The sequence below is a fragment of the Pelomonas caseinilytica genome (genome assembly GCF_021353235.1).
In the GTDB taxonomy this organism is placed as follows: Bacteria; Pseudomonadota; Gammaproteobacteria; order Burkholderiales; family Burkholderiaceae_C; genus Pelomonas; species Pelomonas caseinilytica.
In genome coordinates, this window is the sequence record NZ_JAJTWT010000014.1 from 75,364 (window position 1) to 96,766 (window position 21,403).

Consider the following 21,403-nt stretch of genomic DNA (forward strand, 5'->3'; position numbering starts at 1 on the left):
CCGCGGGTGACGCCAAACACCACGGGCGACCGAATTCAGCCGCTGCGCCTGACCCGCAGGCGCGGCTCGGTCAGCCAGGCGGCGTCGTCCAGGCACAGGCCTTTTGGCCGCACCCCGTCCGCGCCCACCACGCCCACGTAGCCATCGCGGCCCTGCTCCTTGGCGGCGTAGAGGGCGGCATCCGCCAGGCTCAGCGTCGCGTCCCAGTCCCAGGCCCGCGGGGCCTGCGGGTCCAGCGGGAAGACGGCGAAGCCGATGGACACCGTGACCGGCAGGGTGCGGCCGTCGGCCAGGGTGAAGGGCCGCTCGCGCACCGTGGCGCCGAAGCGCGCGGCCAGCTCGGCGGCGCCGCTGCGCGCGCCGCCGCGCGCCAGGGCGAGGAACTCCTCGCCGCCCCAGCGCACCAGCACGTCGCTCTCGCGGAAGACGGCGCGCAGCCGCTGGGCGAACTCCACCAGCACCTGGTCGCCCGCGGCGTGGCCGTGGCGGTCGTTGATGCGCTTGAAGTGGTCGATGTCCATCAGCATGACGAGCAGGTCGGCCTCGTCGTCGGGATGGCGGTCGGCGGCGCCGCGGCGCGGCTCCGTGTAGTGGCGCAGGCTGAGCTGCAGGTCGGAGGCCACGCGCGAGTCCAGGTAGCGGCGGTTGCGCAGGCCGGTCAGCGGGTCCGTCGTGCTGGCCTCGCGCAGCTCGGCGGTGCGCTGGTCCACCAGGGCCTGCAGGGCGGCTTCGCGGCGGCGCAGCTGGGCCGTGCGCCGCGCCACGCCCCAACGCAGCAGCGCCCACAGCAGCGTGAGCCCGGCCAGCACGCCGCCGGCCTGGGCCCAGCGCGTCTGCCACCAGGCGGGCAGCAGCTCGATGTCGAGCCACAGCGGGCGGTCGCTCCACATGCCGTGGTGGTTGGTGGCGTACACCTCGAGCCGGTAGTGCCCCGGCGCGAGGCCGCCGTAGGTGGCGAAGCGGGCGCTGGCGTCGGTGAAGGTCCACTCCTGGTCCCAGCCGTCCAGGCGCAGCATGTAGCGCAGCCGCGCGGGGTCGGTGTAGTCCAGGGCGGCGAACTCCACGGCGAAGCTGCGCGTGCCCGCCGGCAGCTTCAGGCCGCGGGCGAACTCCTGCTCGGGCTGGAAGGGCTGGCCGTTGCGGCGCAGGCTGCTCACGACCACCGGCGGCGCGTAGCGCGAGGGCATGAAGGCCAGCGGCTCCACCACCAGCAGGCCACGGCTGCCGCAGAAGAGCAGCCGGCCGTCGGGCAGGGCGGTGTCGGCGAAGAAGCGCGGCGTGCCCATGGGCGGACCTTCGGCGCCGCTGAGCTCGTCCAGGCGGTCGGCGGCGGGGTCGTAGACGGACTGCTGGCTCCAGATGCGGCCGTGCGCGTCCTCGTGCAGGTTGACGCCGAAGGGCCGCCCCGGTGCGCCCAGGCGCTCGCTGATGCGCTCGAAGCGCGCCCGGCCTTGGGCGTCGTAGCCCTTGAGCCGGTGCAGGCCGCTGACGGCGGTGTCGACGTAGAGGCGGCCGTCGCGCGTGTGCAGCAGGCCAAGCACGGCCGGAAAGCCGAGGGCTTCGCCCGGCGCCCCCACCACCTCCACCAGCCGCTGGCCGTCCCACCGGAACAGGCCGGCCAGGGCGCCCACCCAGAGCTGGCCGCTGCCGGGCTCGACGTGCAGCGCATGCACGCCGCCGCGCAGCGGCTCGCCGTCCGCGCGGCGCACGCGTTCCACGCGCGCGGCCTGGGGCGAGGGCAGGCGGTAGAGGCCGTCCTGCATGCCGACCCAGACCTGCCCGTCCGGCAGCGCCAGCACTCGGTGGGCGCGGCCGCCTTCCAGCGGCCAGCTGGCCAGCAGCCGGGCGCTGCGCGGCTCGCGCCGTTCGAGGCGGCCGTTGGCGGCCAGCCAGACGCTGCCGTCCGGCCCTTCGGCGAGGTTGTCCACCGGCGTGTCGGCCTCGCGCGGCCAGCGTCCGACGGTGCGCAGCTGCGCGTCCAGCAACGCCACCGGACCGCTGTGGGTGGCCACCATCAGCAGCCCGTCGCGGCGGGGCAGCAGGCCGCGCAGGTCGCTGCTGGCCAGCGGGCTGTCCGGGTCGGCGTCGGGGCCGCGAACGGCCAGGGCGGGATGCTGACGGTGGCGCTGCAGGCCGACGCCATAACCGCCCACCCACATGGCGCCGGCCTGGTCGCGCAGCAGCACGTTGACGTCGTTGCCGGCCAGGCCGCCGGGCAGGTGGGGGTTGTGCCGCAGCTGGCGCAGCAGGGCGCCGCTGCCACCGTCCAGCCAGGCGATGCCATCGGTCAGGCCGGCCCAGACCGTGCCATCCGCACCCTGGGCCAGGGCCTGGACGCTGCCCTTGAAGCGCGCCGCCAGCCAGCGCGGCTGGCCGTCCTCGCCGATGCGGCCGATGCGGCCGTCCATGCTGCCGAACCACAGCCGGCCATTGCCATCCTCCAGCAGCGTGCTGATGCCGACGGCGCCTTCGGGCAAGGCGAGCGGCGCCCAGCGCCCCTGCGTGTCGCGCCGCGCCAGGCCGCGCCAGTGGCCGGCCCACAGCGAGCCGTCGCGGGCCACGGCCAGGGCCAGCACGCGGCCCTCGGGCTCGCCGTCGACCAGCAGCGGCTCGGTGTCGAAACGACCCGCCTTGGCCTCGTAGCGCAGCAGGCCCTGGCCCAGCGTGCCCACCCAGACGCGCCCGGCGCCGTCCTCGGCCAGGGCGCGGATGGGCGTGTGGCGCTCGCCGCCGCCGCCGAGCATGCGCACGCGGTCGAAGGCGGGCTCGTAACGCGCCAGGCCGTTGACCTCGGTGCCTATCCACATGCCGCCGTCGGCCGCCGCGGCCAGGGAGCGCACCCAGCCGAGGTTGCGCTGCACGGGCGTGCCGCCCTCGCGTTCGATGGGGCGCAGCCGGTAGCCGTCGAAGCGGGCCAGGCCGTCGCTGGTGCCGATCCAGATCAGGCCCTGCCGGTCCTGGGCCAGGCTGCCCACCACGTCGCGCGGCACCGGCACGCTGGCGAACTGTGGCTCCAGGGCGCTCGGGTCGGCCTGGGCCACCGGCACCCGGGCCAGCGCGATCAGCAGAGCCAGCGTCAGGGAGGGGCGGATCATGGGCGGCGCGAACTTGAAACCCGGCATTGTCCAAGCGGCGAATGAGCTGCCCGCGCCATGTTTACCCGGCCTCGAACGAGGCGCGGCCAGCGGCGCGACGCCCTTCGAAGTGGGGATGCGCGGCCGGTCTGGTCATGACGTGCCAGCCGACGTGCGGCCAGAATCGCCGCAAGAACAGGGGGTGCTGCGATGAACGTGTTTGTCAGCGTCGGGTCCACCGCCAATCCCGCCCACGAGACCTTCGTCAAGGCCGTCGAGGACCGGCTCCGCGCCGAGGGGCTGACGCCGCTGACCGTGGGCCGCAACTACTTCACCTCGGATTCGCCCTTCATCGGCGTCAACAAGCTCATGGACGACTGCCGCGGCGTCGTCGTCATCGCGCTGGAGCGCATCCACGTCGAGAGCGCCACCGAAAAGCGCGGCAGCGCGGCGGAGGGCAAGCTGCGCGACGTCAAGCTCGCCACGCCATGGAACCAGATCGAGGCGACGCTGGCGTACAGCCGCAAGCTGCCCTTGCTCGTGCTGGTGGAGCAAGGCGTGCGGCAGGACGGCCTGCTCGAGCAAGGCTTCGACTGGTACGTGCTGAACACGCCCCTCGAGCCGGCGGCGCTGGCCACCTCGGAGTTCAACGGCGTGCTGGCGTCATGGACGAGGAAGCTCTCCAGCGCGCCGGCCGTGCGGGCGCCCGCTGCGGGTCCGGCCAGCCCTGCCGACATGACGGTCGGGCAGCTGCTGGGCGCGCTCAAGCCGGCCCAGCTGTGGTCGGTGCTGGGCGCCCTGGCGGCGGCATTCGCCGCCACCTTTGCGCTGGGCGGCAAGTTGTTCCACTGAGCCCCGCGTCAGAACGGCAGCGCGTTCGTCGACTTGACCTCTTCCATCACCGCGTAGGTGCGCGTCTCGCGCACGCCGGGCAGGCTCCAGATGACGTTGCCGATGAACTCGCGGTAGGCGCCCATGTCGCGCACCCGGGTCTTGAGCAGGTAGTCGAAACCACCGGCCACGAGGTGGCATTCGAGGATCTCGGGCCGGGCCTGGACGGCGGCCTTGAAGGTGTCCATCACGTCCTGCACGGTGCGGTCCAGGTGCACCTCGATGAAGACGAGCATGGCCGCACCCAGCTTGGCCGGGTTGAGCCGCGCCTCGTAGCCGAGGATGTAGCCGTCGCGGGTCAGGCGCTTGACGCGCTCCAGCACGGCGGTGGGCGAGAGGTGCACCGTCTCGGCCAGCTTGAGGTTGGAAATGCGCCCATCGGCCTGCAGGACGCGCAGGATGCGTTCGTCGATCTTGTCGAGCCGGCCGTTCTCATCGGTCATCTGGATTTTCGTCGGTCATCGCGGTAATCCTTGGAATTTAATCCAAGTAGCTCCTCGATAAAGTGCCTGTTCTCACCAGGAGAGCCCCATGTCCACGCCGTTCACCGCACCGCCCGAACAGCCGCGCCTGCCCGATCCCTACCGGCCCGAGGCCGGCGTGGTGCAGGCGCTGGCCGCCCGCGTGGAGGGCGCGCTCGACTGGCCCGGCGTCGTCGCCATGGCCGCGCCCTGGGTGGAACAGGTGCGGCGCAACCCGGCGCCGTTCTGGGCCATGGAATCGCTGCTGCGCGAATACCCCATCACCAGCGCCGAGGGCCTGGCCCTGATGCGCCTGGCCGAGGCCCTGCTGCGCGTGCCGGACGCGCCCACCGCCATCGCGCTGACGGCCGACCAGCTCGGCCGTGCCGACTTCGACGGGGCCAGCGCCGGCAGCCCGCACAAGATGCTGGCCGCCCTGTCGGCCTCGGCCATCTCGCTGTCCAAGCGCTTCCTGCCCGGGGCCGAGGACGAGGGCGGCCTGTTCAAGCGCCTGGGCGCGCAGACCGTGGTGGCCGCCACGGTGCGCGCCATCCAGCTGCTGGGCCGGCAGTTCGTGCTGGGCCGCAACATCGGCGAAGCCATGGCCGAGGCGGACGCCGCGCGCAGGCAGCAGGCCAATCTGCGCTTCAGCTACGACATGCTCGGCGAGGGCGCCCGCACCGAGGACGACGCCCGCCGCTACCACGCCGCCTATGTCTCGGCCATCCAGGCCATCGCCGCCGGCCGCCGCGCCGAGAGCCCCGAGGCCTCCGACGGCATCTCCATCAAGCTCAGCGCCCTGTTCAGCCGCTACGAGGTGCTGCAGCGCGAACGCGTCTTCGCCGAGCTGCTGCCCCGCGTGTGGGAGCTGATCGGCCTGGCGGCGGCGGCCAACATCAACCTCACCATCGACGCCGAGGAGGTCGACCGCCTGGAGCTGTCGCTCGACGTGCTGGACACCCTGGCCGCGCGCATCGCCCTCATCCACCCGCAGTGGCGCGGCTTCGGCCTGGCGGTGCAGGCCTACCAGACGCGGGCCCTGGCCGTCATCGACGAGGTGGCCGACATCGCCCGCCGCCACCGCCTGCGCTTCATGGTGCGGCTGGTGAAGGGCGCCTACTGGGACGGCGAGATCAAGCGCGCCCAGGAGCTGGGCCTGCCCCACTACCCGGTGTTCACGCACAAGCAGCACACCGACGTCTCCTACCTGGCCTGCGCCCGTGCCCTCATCCAGCACGCCGACGTCATCTACCCCCAGTTCGCCAGCCACAACGCCGGCACCATCGCGGCCATCGTGCAGATGGCGCGCGCGGCCGGGGCGCCGTTCGAGATGCAGCGCCTCCACGGCATGGGCGAAGGGGTGTATCGCGAGGCGCTGAAGGACGGCAGCATCCCCTGCCGCGTCTACGCCCCCGTCGGCGAGCACCGCGACCTGCTGGCCTACCTCGTGCGCCGGCTGCTGGAGAACGGCGCCAACTCCTCCTTCGTGCATCAGCTGGCCGACCCCAGCGTGCAGGTGCCCGAGCTGCTCGGCTCGCCGCTGGCCGAGGTGCGCGACGCCAGCGCCCTGCCCCTGCCGCCGGCCCTCTACCTGGACGAGCAGGGCCGCGGCCGGCTCAACTCCTCCGGCGCCGACCTCACCGCGCCGGCCCAGCGCCAGCCCCTGCAGGCGGCGCTGGAAGCCACGGCCGTGCCCGCCGTGCCCGAGGCCACGGCCGCCGACGTGGACGCCGCCATGGCGCGGCTGCACGCCGCCTTCCCGGCCTGGAACGGCACGCCCGTCGTGCGGCGCGCCGCCATCCTGCGGCGCGCGGCCGACGCCCTCGACGCCCGCCTGCCGGAGTTCTGCGCCCTGCTCGTGAAGGAAGCCTTCAAGACCCAGGCCGACTGCGTCGCCGAGGTCCGCGAGGCCGTCGACTTCCTGCGTTACTACGCCGACATCGCCGAGCAGGACCCCGCCCTCATGCAGGGCCGCGGCGTCTTCGTCTGCATCAGCCCGTGGAACTTCCCGCTGGCCATCTTCTCGGGCCAGGTGGTGGCGGCCCTGGTGGCCGGCAACACTGTAGCGGCCAAGCCGGCCGAGCAGACGCCCGCGGTTGCGCAACGCATGGTGGCCCTGCTGCACGAGGCCGGCGTGCCGCCAGCCGCGCTGGCCCTGCTCCACGGCCCGGGCGAGACCATCGGCGCGGCGCTGGTGGCCCACGGACACACGGCGGGCGTGTGCTTCACCGGCTCCACCGCGGTCGCGCAGCTCATCCACAAGGCCCTGGCCGCGAAGCCGCACCCGTCCACTGGGCCGTTCCCGAGGACGGGTGAGCCCCCTCGGGGGGCAGGAGGCGTACCCGCCGACGTGGGGGCTCCAGTTCTGCCGATCCCGCTGATCGCCGAGACCGGCGGCCTGAACGCCATGGTGGTGGACTCCACCGCCCTGCCCGAGCAGGTCATCGACGCCGTCGTGCAGAGCGCCTTCCGCTCCGCCGGCCAGCGCTGCTCGGCCCTGCGCCTGCTGTGCGTGCAGGACAGCGTCGCCGACGGCGTCATCGAGATGCTCAAGGGCGCGCTGCAGCAGTTGCACGTCGGTGATCCGGCCAACCTCGCCACCGACGTCGGCCCCGTCATCGACGACGAGGCCCATGCCCACATCGCCCGCCACGTCGAGCGCCTCAAGCGCGAGGCCCGCCTCATCGCCGAGGCGCCCGTGGCCGAGGCCCTGCCACGCCAGATCCGCCCCGTGGCCTTCGAGCTGCCCGGCGTGCAGCACCTGCGCGAGGAGATCTTCGGCCCGGTGCTGCACGTGGTGCGCTTCCAGGACTCGGTCGACGAAGTCATCCGCGACATCAACGCCCTCGGCTACGGCCTCACCCTGGGCATCCAGACCCGCATCGACAGCCGCGCCCAGCGCCTGGCCGACGAGGCCCGCATCGGCAACGTCTACGTCAACCGCAACATCATCGGCGCGGTGGTGGGCGTGCAGCCCTTCGGCGGCGAGGGCCTGTCGGGCACCGGCCCCAAGGCCGGCGGGCCCGACTATCTGCGCCGCTTCTGCGCCGAACCCGTCATCGACGCGCCCGCGCCGCCGCTGCCGCTGGACGGCGACGCCCAGCCGCTGGCCGTCGCCGCCGACGCCGGCTGGCGCGACACCCCGCTGGCTGGCCGCATCGCCACGCTGCGCCGCGCCGCCGACACCCTCGACGCGCCCACCGCACTGGCGCTGCGCAGCCTCTTCACCGCCGCGCAGACCCTGTTCGCCGACATCGCCCTGCCCGGCCCCACCGGCGAGAGCAACACGCTGCGCCACCATGCCCGCGGCGTCTTCGCCGTGCTCGGCCGCGCCGAAGCCGGCCTGGCCGCGGCGGTGAGCGCCCTGCTCGCCGGCAACAGCGTGATCTGGCTGGGCGGCTCCGAGCAGCACCGCCAGGCCCTGCTGCACGCCGGCCTGCCGGGCGATGCCCTCACCCTGCTGCCCGACGCCACCTTGCCGGGCCTGCTGGCCGCGCCGCAACTGGCCGGCATGGCCCTCGCCTCATCGGATGCCGCCGCCGCCCACCGGCTGGCCCAGGCGCTGGCCGCGCGGCCCGGCGCCATCCTGCCCCTGGTGGTCGCGGCCGGCCACGTGCGCCAGCTCTACCGCTTCGCGGCCGAGCAGACCCTCACGGTCAACACCGCCGCGGCGGGCGGCAACGCGGCGCTGCTGGCGGGAGTGCACTGAGCGCGTTCAGCAGCCCTCGATCTGGTGGGACTGCACCACCCGCGTCTTGTCGTCCACGACATAGCGCACGGTGCAGCTGAAGCGGTTGAGGCCGCTCGCCGGGTCGGTCGTCGTGCGGGTGAAGGCATAGGTCGTGCGGCCGGCATTGCCGCGCGTTACCGCGGTCGGCTTGCCCAGCTTGGCCTGCAGCTCGGTGAGCGAGGCGCCGTGCCAGCGGTTCAGCGCCGCGTCGAACTCGGCGCGGCGGGCCAGGTCGGCGGCCGAGGCCGCGGGCCGCGCCGCCGGGGCCGGGGGTGACGCCGGCGCGGGCGTCGGCGCGGGAGCCGGTACGGGCGCCGTGGCGCAGCCGGCCATCAGCAGCAGCGCCAGGGCCGGCAGGGGCAGGAGGGCCAGGAGGGCTCGGGCGTTCATGGCCGCCGAGGCTAGCGCAGGCCGGCGCACCCGCCTCGTGGCCAGATGTAAACCTCGTCAGGAACGCTTGCCGCGAGCCCGGGCCGAGGCCTCAAGGCGCGGCCTCATACCGCCGCTCGCCGGTGCGCGGGTTGTAGAGCACCTGCATGGCCTGCCCCGACTCCGGGTCGACGAAGCGCTCCCCGGTCGCCTCCCATGGCCCCTCGGCCGCGGCGGTGCGGTGGCGGTAGCGCCAGCGCTCCAGCAGCACCGCCAGGGCCATGCCGCCGCTCCAGAAGACCAGCGGCAGCAGATCGTGCCGGCCGGCGAGCGTGGCGGCGGCGCTGATGGCACAGGCCGCGAGGGACACCACGAACAGCACGGTGCGCAGCATGGCTCAGGCCGGCAGCCGCTCGACCACCACGGCCGTGCCGTAGGCGACGATCTCGCTCATGGTCTGGCCCATCTCGGACGAGTCGAAGCGCATCATCACCACGGCGTTGGCGCCCATCAGGTTGGCGTTCTTGACCATGCGGTCGATGGCGTGGCGGCGGGCCTCCTCCAACAGCTGGGTGTACTCCGTGATCTCGCCGCCGACGAGGGAGCGCAGCCCGGCCATGATGTTGCCGGCCAGGCCGCGGCTGCGCACGACGACGCCGAAGACCTGGCCCCTGACCTCGGCGACGCGGTGGCCGGCGAGGTTTTCCGTGGTGGTGATGAGCACGCTGTTCTCCTGTGGATGGGTGACACCATCCTAGGTCTGTGGGCGTTAGGAAGCCGTTAGGGACGGCGCCCGACAATTCACCGCGATGAGCGCCGACCCCAACCCTAACCCCGACCCCGACCCCATGCCCCAGCCGCCCCCGCAGCCCGACCTCGACGCCTGCTGCGGCAACGGCTGCGACCCCTGCATCTTCGACCTGTACGACCTGGCGATGGACGACTACCGGCGCGCGCTGAGGGCGTGGCGGGAGCGGCATCCCGAGGCATCCTGAAAGGCCCCCCCGCCATGTGCCGCAACATCCGCACCCTCTTCAACTTCGAGCCGCCCGCCACCGAGGTCGAGATCCGCGACGCGGCGCTTCAGTTCGTGCGCAAGCTCAGCGGATTCAACGTGCCCTCGCAGGCCAACCAGGCCGCCTTCGACCATGCGGTGGCGGCCATCGCCGAGGAGGCGCGAACGCTGATCGCGTCGCTGGTGACCACGGCCGAGCCGAAGAACCGCGAGGTCGAGGCGGCCAGGGCGAGGGCGCGCTCGATGCAACGTTTCGGGCCAGGCGGCTGAGGACGCGGGAGCCGTCTCAAGACGCCACTTCAACGCGCCGCTGGCCCCGCCTCCAGCCGCTCGGCGGCCTCGTCGAGCTGGCGGGCCGCGGCGTCGTCCAGGGGGTGCAGGGCGGCGGTGGCGTAGGCGGCCACCAGCACGATGGCGAGCACGAGGCCGGCGGCCAGCACGCGGCCATCGCGCAGGTGCTGGCGCAGGGCGCGTGCATTCAGCGCCAGATGGGTGCCGGCGGCGCCCACGAGCAGCAGGCCGAAGAGCTTGTGCACGGGGTGCAGGCGCAGCGTGAACGAGGGCTGGTCCACCACCAGCATCAGCAGGCCCGAGCTCGCCATGGCGATGAAGGAGACGAGGAGGCATAGCGCGGTGAGCTTGCGGGTCATGGCTGGGGGTTGAAGTGCAGCGTGAATTCGGCGCCGGGCAGGGCGTTGCGCACGGTGATGCGCCAGCCGTGGGCGCGGCTCACGGCTTCGCAGATGGCCAGGCCCAGGCCGGCGCCGCGGTCGCGCCGGCTGGGCGCCCGCCAGAAGCGCTTGAAGAGGTGCTCGAAGTGGGCCGGCGCGATGCCGCTGCCCTGGTCGCGCACGACCAGGGCGTCGGGCGAGATCGTCACTTCCACCGTGCCGCCGGCGGGTGAGCAGCTGATGGCGTTCTCGGTGAGGTTCTTGACGAGGGCGAACAGCGCATCCCGGTCGCCCTGCAGCCCCGGCGGCGGCGTGGCCGTGTCGGTCCACAGCAGCACGCGGTGGCGCAGCGCCAGCGGCTGCAGGAAGCGGCTCACGTCGTCCACGATGGCGGCCACGTCCAGCGGTTCGGGGTGGTAGCTGCGGGACTCGGTCACCTCGGCCAGCAGCAGCAGTTGCTGCACCTGGCGGGTCATGTGGTCGATGTCCTCCAGCAGCGCGGCGGGCTTCTCGCCCATCTCGACCTGGGCGCGCAGCAGCGCCAGCGGCGTCTTCAGCTCATGGGCCGCATCGGCCAGGAAGCGCAGCTGGCGTTCGAAGCCGAGTTCCACGCTGGCCAGGCTCTGGTTGAAGGCCAGCACGAGGGGCTGCAATTCGGAGGGCAGGCCGGCGACCTCGAGCCGGCGGCCGGGCTGGTGGACCACGTCCGCGGCCTCGCGCGACAGCCGCCGCACCGGGCGCATCAGCTGCCGCAGCACGAAGAACTGCGCCAGGCCGAGCAGTGCGATGGAGAGAACGATGGTCATCGCCACCGTGCCGCCCATGCGGACGGCGGTGCCGGAATGGATGATGGTGACGAGGCGTTCGCTCATGCCCACCTGCAGCCACACGGTGCCCCCGGGCAGATCGACGGACTGCGTCCACAGACGCAGCGGCCGGCCGCCGACGACGGCGTGCGTGGGCCCGCCCAGGGGCGATGCCGGCAGCCGCGCGGCGCTCCAGTCCGCCTCGGTGATGGGGGAACTCCACATCAGCACGCGGCCCCGGGCGTCGAACACGCGGTAGCCCATGTCCTGCGGCGCGACCTGCGTCAGCCACTGCACCCGCTCGGGGGCCGGGGCCACGGCGAGGCGGCCTTCGGCGTCCCGGGCCAGCGTGCCGGCCAGCTCCAAGGCCAGCTCGGCGCTGGAATGGTCGGCCCAGCGCGCCGGGTCGCCGCGCAGGTAGATCAGCAGGCCGCCGCCCACCAGCGCGGCCGTGCCCAGCCAGGCGGCGAGGTAGGCGGTCAGCAGCCGGGCCTGCAGGCTGGCGGGCTTACTCGGCCAGGGCATAGCCGACCCCGCGCTGGTTGAGGATGCGCACGCGCGAGCCGGCGGCTTCGAGCTTGCGGCGCAGCCGGTGCAGGGCCACATCCAGGGCGTTGGGCGTGACGGCCTCCTGCGCGCCCCAGGCGGCGGCCTCCAGCGCCTGGCGGCGCACCGGCGTGCCGGCCGCCTGCACCAGGCTCAGCAGGATCTGCAGTTCGGTGCGCGGCAGCGCCACGGCCTGGGTGCCGCAGACCAGGCGCCCATGGCCGGGCTGCACCTGCAGGTCGGCGAAGGCCGGATCGAGCGGCACCTGGGCCGGCGGGCGGCGCAGCAGGGCGCGCACGCGGGCCACCAGTTCGTCCATCGGGAAGGGCTTGGTGAGGTAGTCGTCGGCGCCGGCCTCCAGCCCGGTCACGCGGTCGTGCAGGGCGTCGCGAGCGGTCAGCAGCAGGCAGGGCAGGTGCTGCTGCTGGCCGCGCAGGCGCTGCACCAGGGCCATGCCGTCGCCGTCGGGCAGGCCGCGGTCGATGAGGGCGGCGGCGTAGGGCTGGGCCTGCAGCGCGGCCCAGGCATGGTCCAGGCGCTCGACGGTGTCGCAGCCGATGCCGGCCGCCTCGAGCGCCCGCTGCACCAGGGCTGCCAGGCGCGGATGGTCTTCGACGAGGAGCACGCGGGCCATCGGGGTGGTGCGCCGGTCAGAAGCGGTAGAGCCAGCCCAGCCGCACCTCGGGCAGGGTGCTGCGGTCCACCAGCGGGCTGCGCTTGATGGCGCTGCCGAGCGAGGTGACCCCGAGGTCGGCGAACAGCAGCTGTTGCGGCGTGAGGCGGTAGTCCAGGCGCAGGGCGAGTTCGCTGTTGATCGTGGAGCCGGGCGTGTAGGCCGCGCGGTCCGCGCGGGCTTCGTCGGCCTTCACGCCGTAATAGTAGTTGACGTACTTGCCGTCCAGCCAGGTGGCCGTGAGGCGCGGCGTGACGGCGAAGTCGCCCAGCGAGAAGCGGCGCTGGACACCCAGGCGCAGCTTCTGGCCCTTGCTGTGGCTGCTCGCGTCGCCAGACCAGTCGGCGCTGAAGGAGGCCCAGTCGGTCTGCAGGCCGAGGCGACCGCCGACCCAGGCGCTGGCCTGGCGCTTGTCCATGCCGGCGAGGAAGGGCGAGTCGCCGGCCTTGTAGCCGTCTCGGGCATAGCCCACGGTCAGGCCATAGCTCAGCGGGCCGGTGCGGCCGAGCTTGACCTCCAGCCCGGGGCCGAACACGCGCACCCAGCGGTTCTCGAAGGTGACGATGGGCCAGACCTCGGTCTTGTTGTCGAAGTCGCGGTAGGCCTTGGTCTCGGGCATGACCGCAAGGCCCAGTCCCCAGCGGGAGGCTTCGCCGTCGCCTTCATGGGCGCCGTCGGCCATGGCGGCCTGCGGGATCAGGGCCGCGAGGACGGCGGCGAGCAGGGGAGTCTTGAACATGGTGGATTTCAGGGAAGGAGGAGGGACGGCGGACAGTCTGCGGCGGGCTGTCTTACCGGAGATTTACCGGAGATGCCCTGCCGTTGACCCGGCGGAGCGGACCAAGGGGGTGGCCGGGCTCGGCGCCGTCTCGTCGCCGACGAGCAGGCTGACGCACAATCGCCGCGCCCCGGCTTCGCTCCCACCTCGCCATGCGCCTCAAGCTCGCCTTGTCCGTCGTCGCCCTGCTGCTGCTCATCACGGCCTGGCTGTTCTTCGCCTGGCACTGGAGCTATTCGGAAGGCGAGCGCGCCGGCTGGGTGCAGAAGCTCTCGCGCAAGGGCTGGATCTGCAAGACCTGGGAGGGCGAGCAGGCCCTCGTCTCCCTGCCGGGCAGCAGCACCGTCGAGAAATTCGTTTTCACCGTGCATGACGAGGCCACCGCCCAGGCCATCTACAAGGTCATGGGCCGGCGCGTGAACCTGCACTACGAAGAGAAGGTCGGCCTGCCGGGCTCCTGCTTCGGCGAGACGCGCCACTTCGTCACCGGCGTCACCGTGGTCGACGAAATCTCGTTGTCGCCCGGCGTCGTCGTGCCCGTCCCTGCCGCATCGGCCGCCAGCCGCTGAACCATGGCCATCGAACTCGACCGCGCCCAGCGCGATCAGGCCATCCAGTCGCTCACGCGCTACGTCGAGCAGGAGCTGGACCAGCGCCTGGGCAACATCGCCGCCGGCGCCCTGCTGGGCTTCTTCCTCGAGGAGATCGCGCCCCTCGTCTACAACCAGGCCGTGGCCGCCGTGCAGGAGCGGCTGTCGCAGCGCGTGGCCGAGGTGGACGTGGAAGTCCACGAGGACGAGTTCCAGTACTGGCGCCGCCGCGAGGCCAAGGCGGGCGGGCGACGGTGACCTTCGGCCCGGATAGCGCTGTCGGGCGACACTAACCTCTTTTTCGCCCACACTTCCCGGCCGCGGGCACGCGTCCTGCCCGCCGGCCCCGACCCCCGCCCCGTATGGCATCGCCGTTCCAGCCGCTGATCTCGCGCTTCGAGCGCCTCGTCGACCCCTATCCGGAGGCCCCCGGCGGCGCCCCCGTGCAGGCGCTGCCGACCCGGTTCTTCGCCTTCCTGTGGCGCTGCGCCGACGGCGTGCGCCCACAACTGGTGGCCGTCATGCTGTTGACGGCCGGCATCGCCGCGGCCGAGGCCTGGCTGTTCAGCCTCATGGCCTCGCTGGTGGACTGGCTGGCCACCCTCAAGCCGGGCGAACTGTGGACCCGGCCGCAGCCCGTCGTGCTGACGCTGGTCGGCGTGCTCGCCGTCAGCGTCGCGCTCGCGGCCGTGCAGGCGCTGACCAAGTACCAGGCCGTGTTCGGCAATTTCCCGATGCGGCTGCGCTGGATCTTCCACCGCCGCATGCTCGCGCAAAGCCTCGCCTTCTTCGGCGACGAGTTCGCCGGCCGCATCGCCACCAAGGTCATGCAGACGGCCCTGGCCGTGCGCGACACCTGGCTCATCGTCGTCGACATCCTCGTCTACGTGGCCGTCTACTTCGGCACCCTGGTGGCCATCGTCGCCGGCTTCGACGCCTGGCTGATGCTGCCCTTCGCCGGCTGGCTGGCGCTCTACCTCGTCGCGCTGCGCTTCTTCGTGCCGCGCCTGGGCCGCATCGCCCAGGCCCAGGCCGACGCCCGCAGCCTCATGACCGGCCGCATCACCGACGCCTACACCAACATCGCCACCGTCAAGCTCTTCGCCCACGGCCGGCGCGAGGCGGCCTACGCCAAGTCGGCCATGCAGGACTTCATGCTCACGGCCTACGGCCAGATGCGCCTGGTGACGGGCTTCGAGGTCGTGAACAGCCTGCTGTCGGCCCTGCTCGTCGGCTCCACCGCCCTGCTGTCGCTGTGGCTCTGGGGCGTGAGCGCCATCGGCGTGGGTGCGGTCGCCGCGGCCACGGCCATGGCCATGCGGTTGAACGGCATCTCGCACTGGGTGATGTGGGAGATGGCCTCGCTCTTCGAACACATCGGCACCGTGCAGGACGGCCTGGCGACGCTGTCCAAGCCCCAGACCGTGGTCGACGCGGCGGGCGCCAAGGCGCTGGCCGTGCCGCGCGGCGAAGTGCGCTTCGAGAACCTGCGCTTCGCCTACCCCAACGGCAAGGTCGTGGTCGACGGGCTGGACCTGACCATCCGCCCGGGCGAGAAGATCGGCCTCGTCGGCCGCAGCGGCGCGGGCAAGAGCACCCTCGTCAACCTGCTGCTGCGCTTGCACGACCTGCCGCAGGACGGTGGCCGCATCCTCATCGACGGCCAGGACATCCGCACGGTGACGCAGGACAGCCTGCGCCGCCACATCGGCATGGTCACGCAGGACACCTCGCTGCTGCACCGCTCGGTGGCCGACAACATCCTCTACGGCCGGCCCGACGCCACGCGCGAGGACCTCGAGCGCGCCGCCGAACGGGCGCATGCCGACGAGTTCATCGCCCAGCTCTCCGACCCCAAGGGCCGCGTCGGCCTGGAGGCCCATGTCGGCGAGCGCGGCGTCAAGCTCAGCGGCGGCCAGCGCCAGCGCATCGCCATCGCCCGCGTGATGCTCAAGGACGCCCCCATCCTGCTGCTCGACGAGGCCACCAGTGCCCTGGACAGCGAGGTCGAGGCGGCCATCCAGCAGTCGCTCTACACGCTGATGGAAGGCAAGACCGTGGTGGCCATCGCCCACCGCCTGTCCACCATCGCGGCCCTGGACCGCCTCGTCGTCATGGACGCCGGCCGCATCGTCGAGCAGGGCTCGCACGCCGAGCTGCTGGCCCAGGGCGGCATCTATGCGCGGCTGTGGGCCCACCAGAGCGGGGGCTTCCTGGGCTTGGAAGACTAGGGTCCGGGTTCGCCAACCTCCAGCACGGTCACGCTGCGGGGCGCCACCTCCAGCGCCTGGCCGAGGTTGAAGCGCCGGCCGCTCAGCACGTCGCGCGCCGGCTGGCCGGGCTTGACCAGGGCCTCGAACCGGCCCAGCGGCACGGCCAGCGGCTGGCTGCCCTTGTGCAGCACCACCATCACGCAGCCTGGCTTCAGCGGGTCGTGGCGGAAGTAGACGTAGGCGCCGTCCCGCGGCACGTACTGCGTCATCCGGCCTCCGTGCACCAGCGGCTGCCCCTTGCGCCAGTTCAGCAGGCGGCGCAGCCAATCCTGCATGCGCCGCGCCTCCTCGCCGAGGCCGCGTCCGCTGACGGCGTCGCCCGCGTCGCCGGGCCAGCCGCCGGGGAAGTCGGCGCGCAGCACGCCGTCCTGCCGCGGGTCGGGGCCGCGCCAGCCCAGTTCGTCGCCGTAGAAGAACTGCGGCACGCGCGGCGCGGTCGCCACGAAGGCGAAGGCCATGCGGGCCAAGGCCTCGTCGCCCTTCACCGCGGCCATCATGCGGACGGTGTCGTGGTTGTCCGGGAAGAGCATCAGCTGCGACGCGTCCGGGTAGACGAAGTCCAGCCCCAGCGCCTCGTAGAGCGAGTACCAGCCCTGCTGGTGGCCCTCGGGCGTGACGAGGGCGCGGCGCAGCGCGGCCAGCAGCGGGAAGTCCATCATCGACGGCATCGAGGAGCGGTAGCCGTCGTGGTTGGCCTGGCCGCGCTGCCAGTAGGCCACCATGGGCGCGTGGTCGCTCATCTCCTCGCCGACGAGGCCCAGGCGCGGGTACTCGGCCATCACGCGGGCCGACCAGCGCGCGAGGAAGTCCTTGTCGGCGTAGGAGTAGGTGTCCTGCCGGATGCCGGTCAGGCCGAGCTCCTCGATCCACCACAAGGTGTTCTGGATGAGGTAGGTGGCCAGCAGCGGCTGGCGGGTGTCGAGGTCGGGCATGCTGGCGTCGAACCAGCCCTGGACGAAGGCGTCGCGGTCGGCCGCCGCGGCATGCGGGTCCTGCACGCTGATGTGCGCGTGGTTGGTGCGTTCGCGGCCGGCGGCGCGGTTGATCCAGCCGCGCGTCGGCGGGTCGGCCACCCAGCGGTGGGACAGGCCGATGTGGTTGAGCACGATGTCGTGGATGAGGCCGATGCCGCGCGCGCGGGCGTCGTCGGCCAGGCGTTTGTAGTCGTCCAGCGTGCCGAAGCGCGGGTCGATGCGGTAGTGGTCGGTGATGGCATAGCCGTGGTAGGAGTAGCGCGGCTGGGCGTTCTCCGTGAGCGGCGTGGCCCAGAGCTGGGTGAAGCCCATGGCGGCGATGTAGTCCAGCCGCTGGCGGATGCCCTCGAGGTCGCCGCCGTGGCGGGCATCGGGGTCCTGCCGGTCGACGCGGTCGCTCAGGTCCAGGCGCGGGTCGGGCCGGGCCACCGCGCTGCCGCCCCGGGCGAAGCGGTCGGGCACGACGAGGTAGACGGCGTCACGCGGCCCGAAGCCCTGGCGCTGGGCCGAGCCCGGCGCCCGCTCGCGCAGTTCGTAGGCCAGGCGCTGGCGCGGCTGGCCGTCCTGGGCCAGCTCAATGGACAGCGGGCCCGGCCGCGCATCCGGCGCGATGCGCAGCTGCAGGAAGAGGTAGTTGGGGCTGTCGCCGCGTTGCGTGGACTCCAGGCTGACGCCGGGGCGGTCGATGCGGGCCTGCAGCGCGGCCACGCCCGGGCCCTCGAGGGCGAGCTGCAGCGTCGGCTCGCGCATGCCCACCCACCAGTGCGGCGGGTCCACGCGCTCGACGGCGGCGTTGGCCGTGGCGGCCTGGGCCAGCGGCAGGGCCAGGCCCAGCATCAGGGTGTTCATCCAGCGGCGAAGACGCTTCATGCGCCATGCTCCTTGCGAGTGGAAAGTTGGAAGGCCTCGGCCTGGCGCCTGAGCGCGGCGTAGCGGCGCCGCAGCGCCTCCCGGTCCAGGCCGGCGTCATGCCCGAAGAAGGCCTGGCCCGCGCGCAGCGCGCCGAAATGCCCGGCCAGGGCGGCCAGCAGCCAGTCCGCGCGTTCCAGCGTCAGCGGCGTGCAGCTCTGGCCGCGCAGGTCGTCGTCGAGGTCCAGCACGTGCGAGCGCCAGGCCTCGGCGAGGTAGAGGTCCGCGGCGTCGCCCTGCAGCGCCGTGGCCCAGCGGCCGATGAAGCCGTCGAGCCAGGCCAGCACGTGGGCCTGCGCGCCCCGGGCGGCGGCCTCGCGGCGCAGGCGGCGGTAGGCCTGCAGCGCCACGGCCTTCTCGCGGCGGAAGGCGGCCAGGGCCGCGTCGCGGCCGGCCGTGCGCTCCAGGGCCAGCAGGTGGGCGCTGAAGCAGCGCGTCTCGAAGCGTTCGGCCGGGTGGAAGAGGGGCTGGTCGTCGCCGTGGCCTGCGCTCGAGAATTGCGTCAGCGGGTCGAAGCGGTACTGGTAGCCGAAGTCGAAGAGCCGCACCTGCCGGCCGTCGTCGAGGATGTTGGCCTCGCTGAGGTCCCATTCGAAGAGGCCCTCCAGCCACAGGTCGCAGGCCAGGCGCAGCAGCTGGCCGAGCTGGCGTTCATCCCAGCCGGCCACCGGGCCGCCGTCGATCCAGGGCGACAGCAGCAGGCCGTCGCCGAAGCTGGCCCAGGCGGTGTCGGCGAGGCCGTGCCAGCGCGCGGGCTCGCGGCGCTTGAGGGCGAGGTGGTCGGCGCGGCGCTGGATCTCGTTGAGGAAAGCGGTGCGGCCGTCGGCGTTGCGCACCCGCGCCTCGGGCCAGGCGCGCTTGAGCGCCCAGCGCTGCCCGCCCGCCTGCAGGCACAGCACCTCGGCGCTCAGGCCGGTGTCGATGCGCAGCACGGCGTCGTCAGGCCCGAGGGCCGCCAGCGCCTCGCGGTCGAAAGGCGTCGCGGCGAGGTCGCCCACCACCAGCGGCGCGCCGCGGGCGATGAAGTCGAGCTGGGCGGCCTGGCGGCGGGCGTCGAGAGTGGCGGTGTCGGTCATGGCCCGAGAATTCTGGGCAGCCGCCGCGGGCGGCGCATCCACCCGGGGGGTGGATTCAGCCCGGACAGCATGCACACCCTGAGCCCCGACGATCACCATCCCTGGACCGCCCTGTTCGGCCCTTGCCGTGCCGAGCTCGGCGAGCGGCTGGGCGCTGCCGGCGCCTCGGCGCCCGCGGCGCTGCGCGCGGCCTGGCTCATCGAGGTCGAGCGGCTGCCCCATGAGGCGGACCGGCTGCTTCGCCGCGAGCCGTTGGCCGATGCCGGACTGCGCGACCTGCTTGCGGCCGCCTCGGCGCGGATGTACGACGATGCCGCCGCCACCGCCGGCCATGCGGCCCGCGCACTGGCGCGGTTTGCCGACCCGCTGCATCCGCTGCACGCCTGGGCCGCCTGCCTGCAGGGTCAGGCGCAGCTGGAACTTGGCTGGCCGGCCCGCGCCCTCGCACCGCTGCAGGCTGCCCTGCGCGGGGCCCATCGCGACGGCCTCGCGCTGCTGCAGCTGGACGCGCTGCTTGCGCTGGCCCGCGCGCATGACGAACTCGGCGACGCGGCCCAGCGCGATGCGGTGCTGGCTGACGCGGCGCCGTTGGCTGCCGCCCATGCGGCATTGCCCGCGGCCGACTCCCTGCGCCGGCTGCAGGCCCAGCTCGCCGGCCGGGCCGCCCTCGTCGGCGGCCCACCGCCGCATGCGCTCGACGGCGAAGGCCGCGGCGTGCGCCTGGCCCGGGCCTGGCAGGCCTGGCTGGAGGGCGCGGCCGACGCGCCGGGTCTCGCGGCCGAGGTCGCGGCCCTGCGCCAGCTGCAGCGCCAGCAGTATTGGCCCCTGAAATGGCAGGTCGACCTCGGCCAGCTCGAAGGCGCCCTTGCCGCCCGCGCGGGCCGGCCGGTCGAGGCGCCGGTGCTTGCGCCCGAGGCACCGCACGGCCTGGCGCGGCTGCAGGCCGCCGTGCTGGATGCCGGCCACGCGCGCCTTGCAGGCCGTCCCGCCGGCGGCGCCGGTTTCGCGGGTCTGGCCGAGGAGCTGGCTGAGCGGGGCCTGCAGCGCCTGGCCGCGCGCCTGGCCCTGGTGCGGGCGGACGATGGAGAGGCGCTGGCGCGCTGGTGGCGACTGCCAGCCCGCGACACCGTCGACGCACTGTGGCTGGCGCCGGTGCTGTGGCCGCTGTGGCCGGCCCTGCTCGCCAGCGCCGACCCCCGGCGCAGCGCCGCCTCGCAGCAGGCGCTGGCCCGGCTGGGCGAGCGCCTGCCGGGGCCGCGGCGCGAGCCGGCCGCCTCCGCCCCGGTGCCGCTCGACCTGACTCCCCGCGAGTGGCAGGTCCTGCAGCTCATCGCCGAGGACTGGAGCAATGCGCAGATCGCCGCCCGCCTCTTCGTCTCCGAGGCGACGGTCAAGACCCACATCAACCGCGTCTACGCCAAGCTCGGCCTGCGCGACCGCCGCGAGGCGATGCTGCGGGCGCGTGCGCTGGGCGCCTGATCAGCGCGCCTGCAGCAGCGCTCCGGCCGGCATGGCCGCGCCTCGCAGGCGCGCGTCGAGGAAGGCTGTGGACAGGCGCAGTGCGTCCTGCAGGTCGGCCTGGGCCGCCTCGGTGGCGCTGCCGCTGCGCGGGCCCCGAGGCGCCCCGCCGGCCGGGCGGTGGGCTCCCTGCTCGCCGCCCATGCCGCCGCGTCGGCCGCCGCCCATGCCGCCCATCGCCGCCTCGCCGCCGCGATGCTGGTCCTGCACATGCCAGCCTTCCGGCGCCAGCGTGCCGGCCAGGGCGGCATGCGAGACGCCGGGCAGGCTGAGCAGCCAGCCGGCACCGGGGCTCAGGCCGTCGAAGGCGCGCCGCCGCTCGGCCGGCCGAGTGACGAGGCCGAGGGCGTCGCCGTCGTTGTCGCCGGTAACCAGCAGGGCCGCGGCCTCGCCGGCCGGCGAGGCCATGGGCGGCGGGCTGATCGCGATGACGGCCTGGGGCCGCCAGCCGCTCGCGTCGCCGCCGAGGTCCAAGGCCGTCTGCGCGCCGGTCTCGTAGCCGGCCACGGCCATGTGCTGCCAGTCCAGCGTCGCACCCGCCACCGCGGGCTGGGCCTTCAGGGCCGCGATGAGGCTGCGCAGGGCCTGCAGACGTTGCGTTCGCAGGGCCTCGCCGTAGTGAAGTTCGCCGAGGGCGCGGAACTCGCCGGTGCGGGCCAGCGGCGAGCGCCAGGCCGCCGCGTCCTCCGCCAGCGGCTGCACGCCCAGCACCGCATAGCCCGCCTGGGCCCAGGCCGCGGCCCAGCGCTGGCCCGCGTCGCCCTCCTGGCCGATGCCGGGCAGGTAGACGACGACCGGCAGCGCGCCGGTGGCGAAGGCGCCGCGCGTGACCGTCACGCGGCGGCCCTGCAGCTCGAAGCTGGCCAGCGACAGGTGCAGCTCGCGCGCCGCCGTCTCCGCCCAGGGCTTGGTCGCGGGAGGCCCGCCGGCGCAGGCGGCAATGGACAGGACGGCGATGGACAGGGTGGCCAGGAGCAGGCCGCGGCGGACAGGGGCAGGCAGGCGCATGGCGCGACGATAGCCCGGCCATGTCGCTGCTTTGTTGCTCG

At 73.6% G+C, this 21,403-nt stretch carries 20 protein-coding genes; 8 read left to right on the forward strand and 12 right to left on the reverse strand.

The window, feature by feature from the left end; all coding sequences use genetic code 11:
* Window positions 1–35: 35 nt before the first annotated feature.
* Window positions 36–3,095: a ligand-binding sensor domain-containing diguanylate cyclase gene (locus LXT12_RS23530; protein ID WP_233394743.1), complete on the reverse strand. Its 3,060-nt coding sequence runs from the start codon at window positions 3,093–3,095 to the stop codon at window positions 36–38.
* A 189-nt stretch (window positions 3,096–3,284) separates the two neighbouring features.
* On the opposite strand from LXT12_RS23530, the gene LXT12_RS23535 reads away from it, so the two are divergent.
* On the forward strand, window positions 3,285–3,926 hold the full coding sequence (locus LXT12_RS23535; RefSeq protein WP_233394744.1) for a hypothetical protein: 642 nt from the start codon (window positions 3,285–3,287) through the stop codon (window positions 3,924–3,926).
* Window positions 3,927–3,934: 8 nt separating this feature from the next.
* Here the strand turns inward: LXT12_RS23535 and LXT12_RS23540 are convergent, their stop codons facing one another.
* Window positions 3,935–4,408 (reverse strand): Lrp/AsnC ligand binding domain-containing protein, encoded by a 474-nt coding sequence (locus LXT12_RS23540; protein WP_255763758.1) that lies wholly within the window; start codon window positions 4,406–4,408, stop codon window positions 3,935–3,937.
* Window positions 4,409–4,496: 88 nt separating this feature from the next.
* Here LXT12_RS23540 and LXT12_RS23545 point away from each other — a divergent pair, with 88 nt between their 5' ends.
* Complete coding sequence (locus LXT12_RS23545) at window positions 4,497–8,135, forward strand: L-glutamate gamma-semialdehyde dehydrogenase (protein ID WP_419964790.1); 3,639 nt, start codon at window positions 4,497–4,499, stop codon at window positions 8,133–8,135.
* 6 nt (window positions 8,136–8,141) lie between these two features.
* Here the strand turns inward: LXT12_RS23545 and LXT12_RS23550 are convergent, their stop codons facing one another.
* The 3 genes from LXT12_RS23550 to LXT12_RS23560 all read right to left on the reverse strand — a co-directional run bounded on the left by LXT12_RS23550 (window position 8,142) and on the right by LXT12_RS23560 (window position 9,249).
* Entirely contained in the window at window positions 8,142–8,546 is a 405-nt protein-coding gene (locus tag LXT12_RS23550; RefSeq protein WP_233394745.1) for a hypothetical protein, read from the reverse strand.
* Window positions 8,547–8,637: 91 nt separating this feature from the next.
* Window positions 8,638–8,919: a hypothetical protein gene (locus LXT12_RS23555; RefSeq protein ID WP_233394746.1), complete on the reverse strand. Its 282-nt coding sequence runs from the start codon at window positions 8,917–8,919 to the stop codon at window positions 8,638–8,640.
* Window positions 8,920–8,922: 3 nt separating this feature from the next.
* Window positions 8,923–9,249 carry a YbjQ family protein gene (locus LXT12_RS23560; RefSeq protein ID WP_233394747.1) on the reverse strand — a complete coding sequence of 109 codons (327 nt, stop codon included), beginning with the start codon at window positions 9,247–9,249 and terminating at the stop codon, window positions 8,923–8,925.
* An 85-nt stretch (window positions 9,250–9,334) separates the two neighbouring features.
* Here LXT12_RS23560 and LXT12_RS23565 point away from each other — a divergent pair, with 85 nt between their 5' ends.
* Together LXT12_RS23565 and LXT12_RS23570 are read left to right on the forward strand one after the other, a co-directional pair.
* A complete protein-coding gene (locus tag LXT12_RS23565) occupies window positions 9,335–9,520 on the forward strand; it encodes an oxidoreductase-like domain-containing protein (RefSeq protein ID WP_233394748.1) in 186 nt (61 codons plus the stop codon).
* Between the two features lie 14 nt (window positions 9,521–9,534).
* Window positions 9,535–9,810 (forward strand): DUF2277 domain-containing protein, encoded by a 276-nt coding sequence (locus tag LXT12_RS23570; protein ID WP_233394749.1) that lies wholly within the window; start codon window positions 9,535–9,537, stop codon window positions 9,808–9,810.
* A 29-nt stretch (window positions 9,811–9,839) separates the two neighbouring features.
* Here the strand turns inward: LXT12_RS23570 and LXT12_RS23575 are convergent, their stop codons facing one another.
* From LXT12_RS23575 to LXT12_RS23590, 4 genes are read right to left on the reverse strand one after another with little or no spacing between them, the layout of a single operon-like run.
* Entirely contained in the window at window positions 9,840–10,190 is a 351-nt protein-coding gene (locus LXT12_RS23575) for a DUF4405 domain-containing protein (protein WP_233394750.1), read from the reverse strand.
* Complete coding sequence (locus LXT12_RS23580; protein WP_233394751.1) at window positions 10,187–11,542, reverse strand: sensor histidine kinase; 1,356 nt, start codon at window positions 11,540–11,542, stop codon at window positions 10,187–10,189. The genes LXT12_RS23575 and LXT12_RS23580 overlap by 4 nt, the downstream gene beginning before the upstream one ends.
* Window positions 11,526–12,197: a response regulator transcription factor gene (locus tag LXT12_RS23585; RefSeq protein ID WP_233394752.1), complete on the reverse strand. Its 672-nt coding sequence runs from the start codon at window positions 12,195–12,197 to the stop codon at window positions 11,526–11,528. The genes LXT12_RS23580 and LXT12_RS23585 overlap by 17 nt, the downstream gene beginning before the upstream one ends.
* A 16-nt stretch (window positions 12,198–12,213) precedes the next feature.
* Window positions 12,214–12,975 carry a MipA/OmpV family protein gene (locus LXT12_RS23590; protein WP_233394753.1) on the reverse strand — a complete coding sequence of 254 codons (762 nt, stop codon included), beginning with the start codon at window positions 12,973–12,975 and terminating at the stop codon, window positions 12,214–12,216.
* Window positions 12,976–13,166: 191 nt separating this feature from the next.
* Here LXT12_RS23590 and LXT12_RS23595 point away from each other — a divergent pair, with 191 nt between their 5' ends.
* The 3 genes from LXT12_RS23595 (at window position 13,167) to LXT12_RS23605 (ending at window position 15,835) form a co-directional block, all read left to right on the forward strand.
* The gene (locus LXT12_RS23595; RefSeq protein ID WP_233394754.1) at window positions 13,167–13,583 is read left to right on the forward strand and encodes a hypothetical protein; all 417 of its coding nucleotides are present in this window, start codon (window positions 13,167–13,169) and stop codon (window positions 13,581–13,583) included.
* 3 nt (window positions 13,584–13,586) lie between these two features.
* A complete protein-coding gene (locus tag LXT12_RS23600) occupies window positions 13,587–13,862 on the forward strand; it encodes a DUF2164 domain-containing protein (protein ID WP_233394755.1) in 276 nt (91 codons plus the stop codon).
* Window positions 13,863–13,966: 104 nt separating this feature from the next.
* Window positions 13,967–15,835, forward strand: coding sequence for an ABC transporter ATP-binding protein (locus LXT12_RS23605; RefSeq protein WP_233394756.1), 1,869 nt, complete (start codon window positions 13,967–13,969; stop codon window positions 15,833–15,835).
* On the opposite strand, the gene LXT12_RS23610 is transcribed toward LXT12_RS23605, so the two are convergent.
* Window positions 15,832–17,721, reverse strand: coding sequence for an alpha-amylase family glycosyl hydrolase (locus LXT12_RS23610; protein ID WP_233394757.1), 1,890 nt, complete (start codon window positions 17,719–17,721; stop codon window positions 15,832–15,834). The two genes, LXT12_RS23605 and LXT12_RS23610, sit on opposite strands and share 4 nt — an antisense overlap.
* Window positions 17,718–18,836 carry a protein kinase family protein gene (locus LXT12_RS23615; RefSeq protein ID WP_233394758.1) on the reverse strand — a complete coding sequence of 373 codons (1,119 nt, stop codon included), beginning with the start codon at window positions 18,834–18,836 and terminating at the stop codon, window positions 17,718–17,720. The genes LXT12_RS23610 and LXT12_RS23615 overlap by 4 nt, the downstream gene beginning before the upstream one ends.
* A gap of 69 nt (window positions 18,837–18,905) precedes the next feature.
* On the opposite strand from LXT12_RS23615, the gene LXT12_RS23620 reads away from it, so the two are divergent.
* Complete coding sequence (locus tag LXT12_RS23620; RefSeq protein ID WP_233394759.1) at window positions 18,906–20,315, forward strand: helix-turn-helix transcriptional regulator; 1,410 nt, start codon at window positions 18,906–18,908, stop codon at window positions 20,313–20,315.
* Here the strand turns inward: LXT12_RS23620 and LXT12_RS23625 are convergent, their stop codons facing one another.
* Window positions 20,316–21,362 (reverse strand): alpha/beta hydrolase, encoded by a 1,047-nt coding sequence (locus LXT12_RS23625; RefSeq protein ID WP_233394760.1) that lies wholly within the window; start codon window positions 21,360–21,362, stop codon window positions 20,316–20,318.
* Window positions 21,363–21,403: the final 41 nt, after the last annotated feature.

Bases quoted from the DNA above. Each gene is read 5' to 3' on its own strand.
- LXT12_RS23555 (WP_233394746.1), bottom strand. From the start codon at position 8,919: ATGCTGCGCACCGTGCTGTTCGTGGTGTCCCTCGCGGCCTGTGCCATC.
- LXT12_RS23535 (WP_233394744.1), top strand. From the start codon at position 3,285: ATGAACGTGTTTGTCAGCGTCGGGTCCACCGCCAATCCCGCCCACGAG.
- LXT12_RS23600 (WP_233394755.1), top strand. From the start codon at position 13,587: ATGGCCATCGAACTCGACCGCGCCCAGCGCGATCAGGCCATCCAGTCG.
- LXT12_RS23575 (WP_233394750.1), bottom strand. From the start codon at position 10,190: ATGACCCGCAAGCTCACCGCGCTATGCCTCCTCGTCTCCTTCATCGCC.
- LXT12_RS23595 (WP_233394754.1), top strand. From the start codon at position 13,167: ATGCGCCTCAAGCTCGCCTTGTCCGTCGTCGCCCTGCTGCTGCTCATC.
- LXT12_RS23615 (WP_233394758.1), bottom strand. From the start codon at position 18,836: ATGACCGACACCGCCACTCTCGACGCCCGCCGCCAGGCCGCCCAGCTC.
- LXT12_RS23625 (WP_233394760.1), bottom strand. From the start codon at position 21,362: ATGCGCCTGCCTGCCCCTGTCCGCCGCGGCCTGCTCCTGGCCACCCTG.
- LXT12_RS23545 (WP_419964790.1), top strand. From the start codon at position 4,497: ATGTCCACGCCGTTCACCGCACCGCCCGAACAGCCGCGCCTGCCCGAT.
- LXT12_RS23585 (WP_233394752.1), bottom strand. From the start codon at position 12,197: ATGGCCCGCGTGCTCCTCGTCGAAGACCATCCGCGCCTGGCAGCCCTG.
- LXT12_RS23610 (WP_233394757.1), bottom strand. From the start codon at position 17,721: ATGAAGCGTCTTCGCCGCTGGATGAACACCCTGATGCTGGGCCTGGCC.
- LXT12_RS23565 (WP_233394748.1), top strand. From the start codon at position 9,335: ATGAGCGCCGACCCCAACCCTAACCCCGACCCCGACCCCATGCCCCAG.
- LXT12_RS23570 (WP_233394749.1), top strand. From the start codon at position 9,535: ATGTGCCGCAACATCCGCACCCTCTTCAACTTCGAGCCGCCCGCCACC.
- LXT12_RS23620 (WP_233394759.1), top strand. From the start codon at position 18,906: ATGCACACCCTGAGCCCCGACGATCACCATCCCTGGACCGCCCTGTTC.
- LXT12_RS23550 (WP_233394745.1), bottom strand. From the start codon at position 8,546: ATGAACGCCCGAGCCCTCCTGGCCCTCCTGCCCCTGCCGGCCCTGGCG.
- LXT12_RS23540 (WP_255763758.1), bottom strand. From the start codon at position 4,408: ATGACCGATGAGAACGGCCGGCTCGACAAGATCGACGAACGCATCCTG.
- LXT12_RS23530 (WP_233394743.1), bottom strand. From the start codon at position 3,095: ATGATCCGCCCCTCCCTGACGCTGGCTCTGCTGATCGCGCTGGCCCGG.
- LXT12_RS23590 (WP_233394753.1), bottom strand. From the start codon at position 12,975: ATGTTCAAGACTCCCCTGCTCGCCGCCGTCCTCGCGGCCCTGATCCCG.
- LXT12_RS23580 (WP_233394751.1), bottom strand. From the start codon at position 11,542: ATGCCCTGGCCGAGTAAGCCCGCCAGCCTGCAGGCCCGGCTGCTGACC.
- LXT12_RS23605 (WP_233394756.1), top strand. From the start codon at position 13,967: ATGGCATCGCCGTTCCAGCCGCTGATCTCGCGCTTCGAGCGCCTCGTC.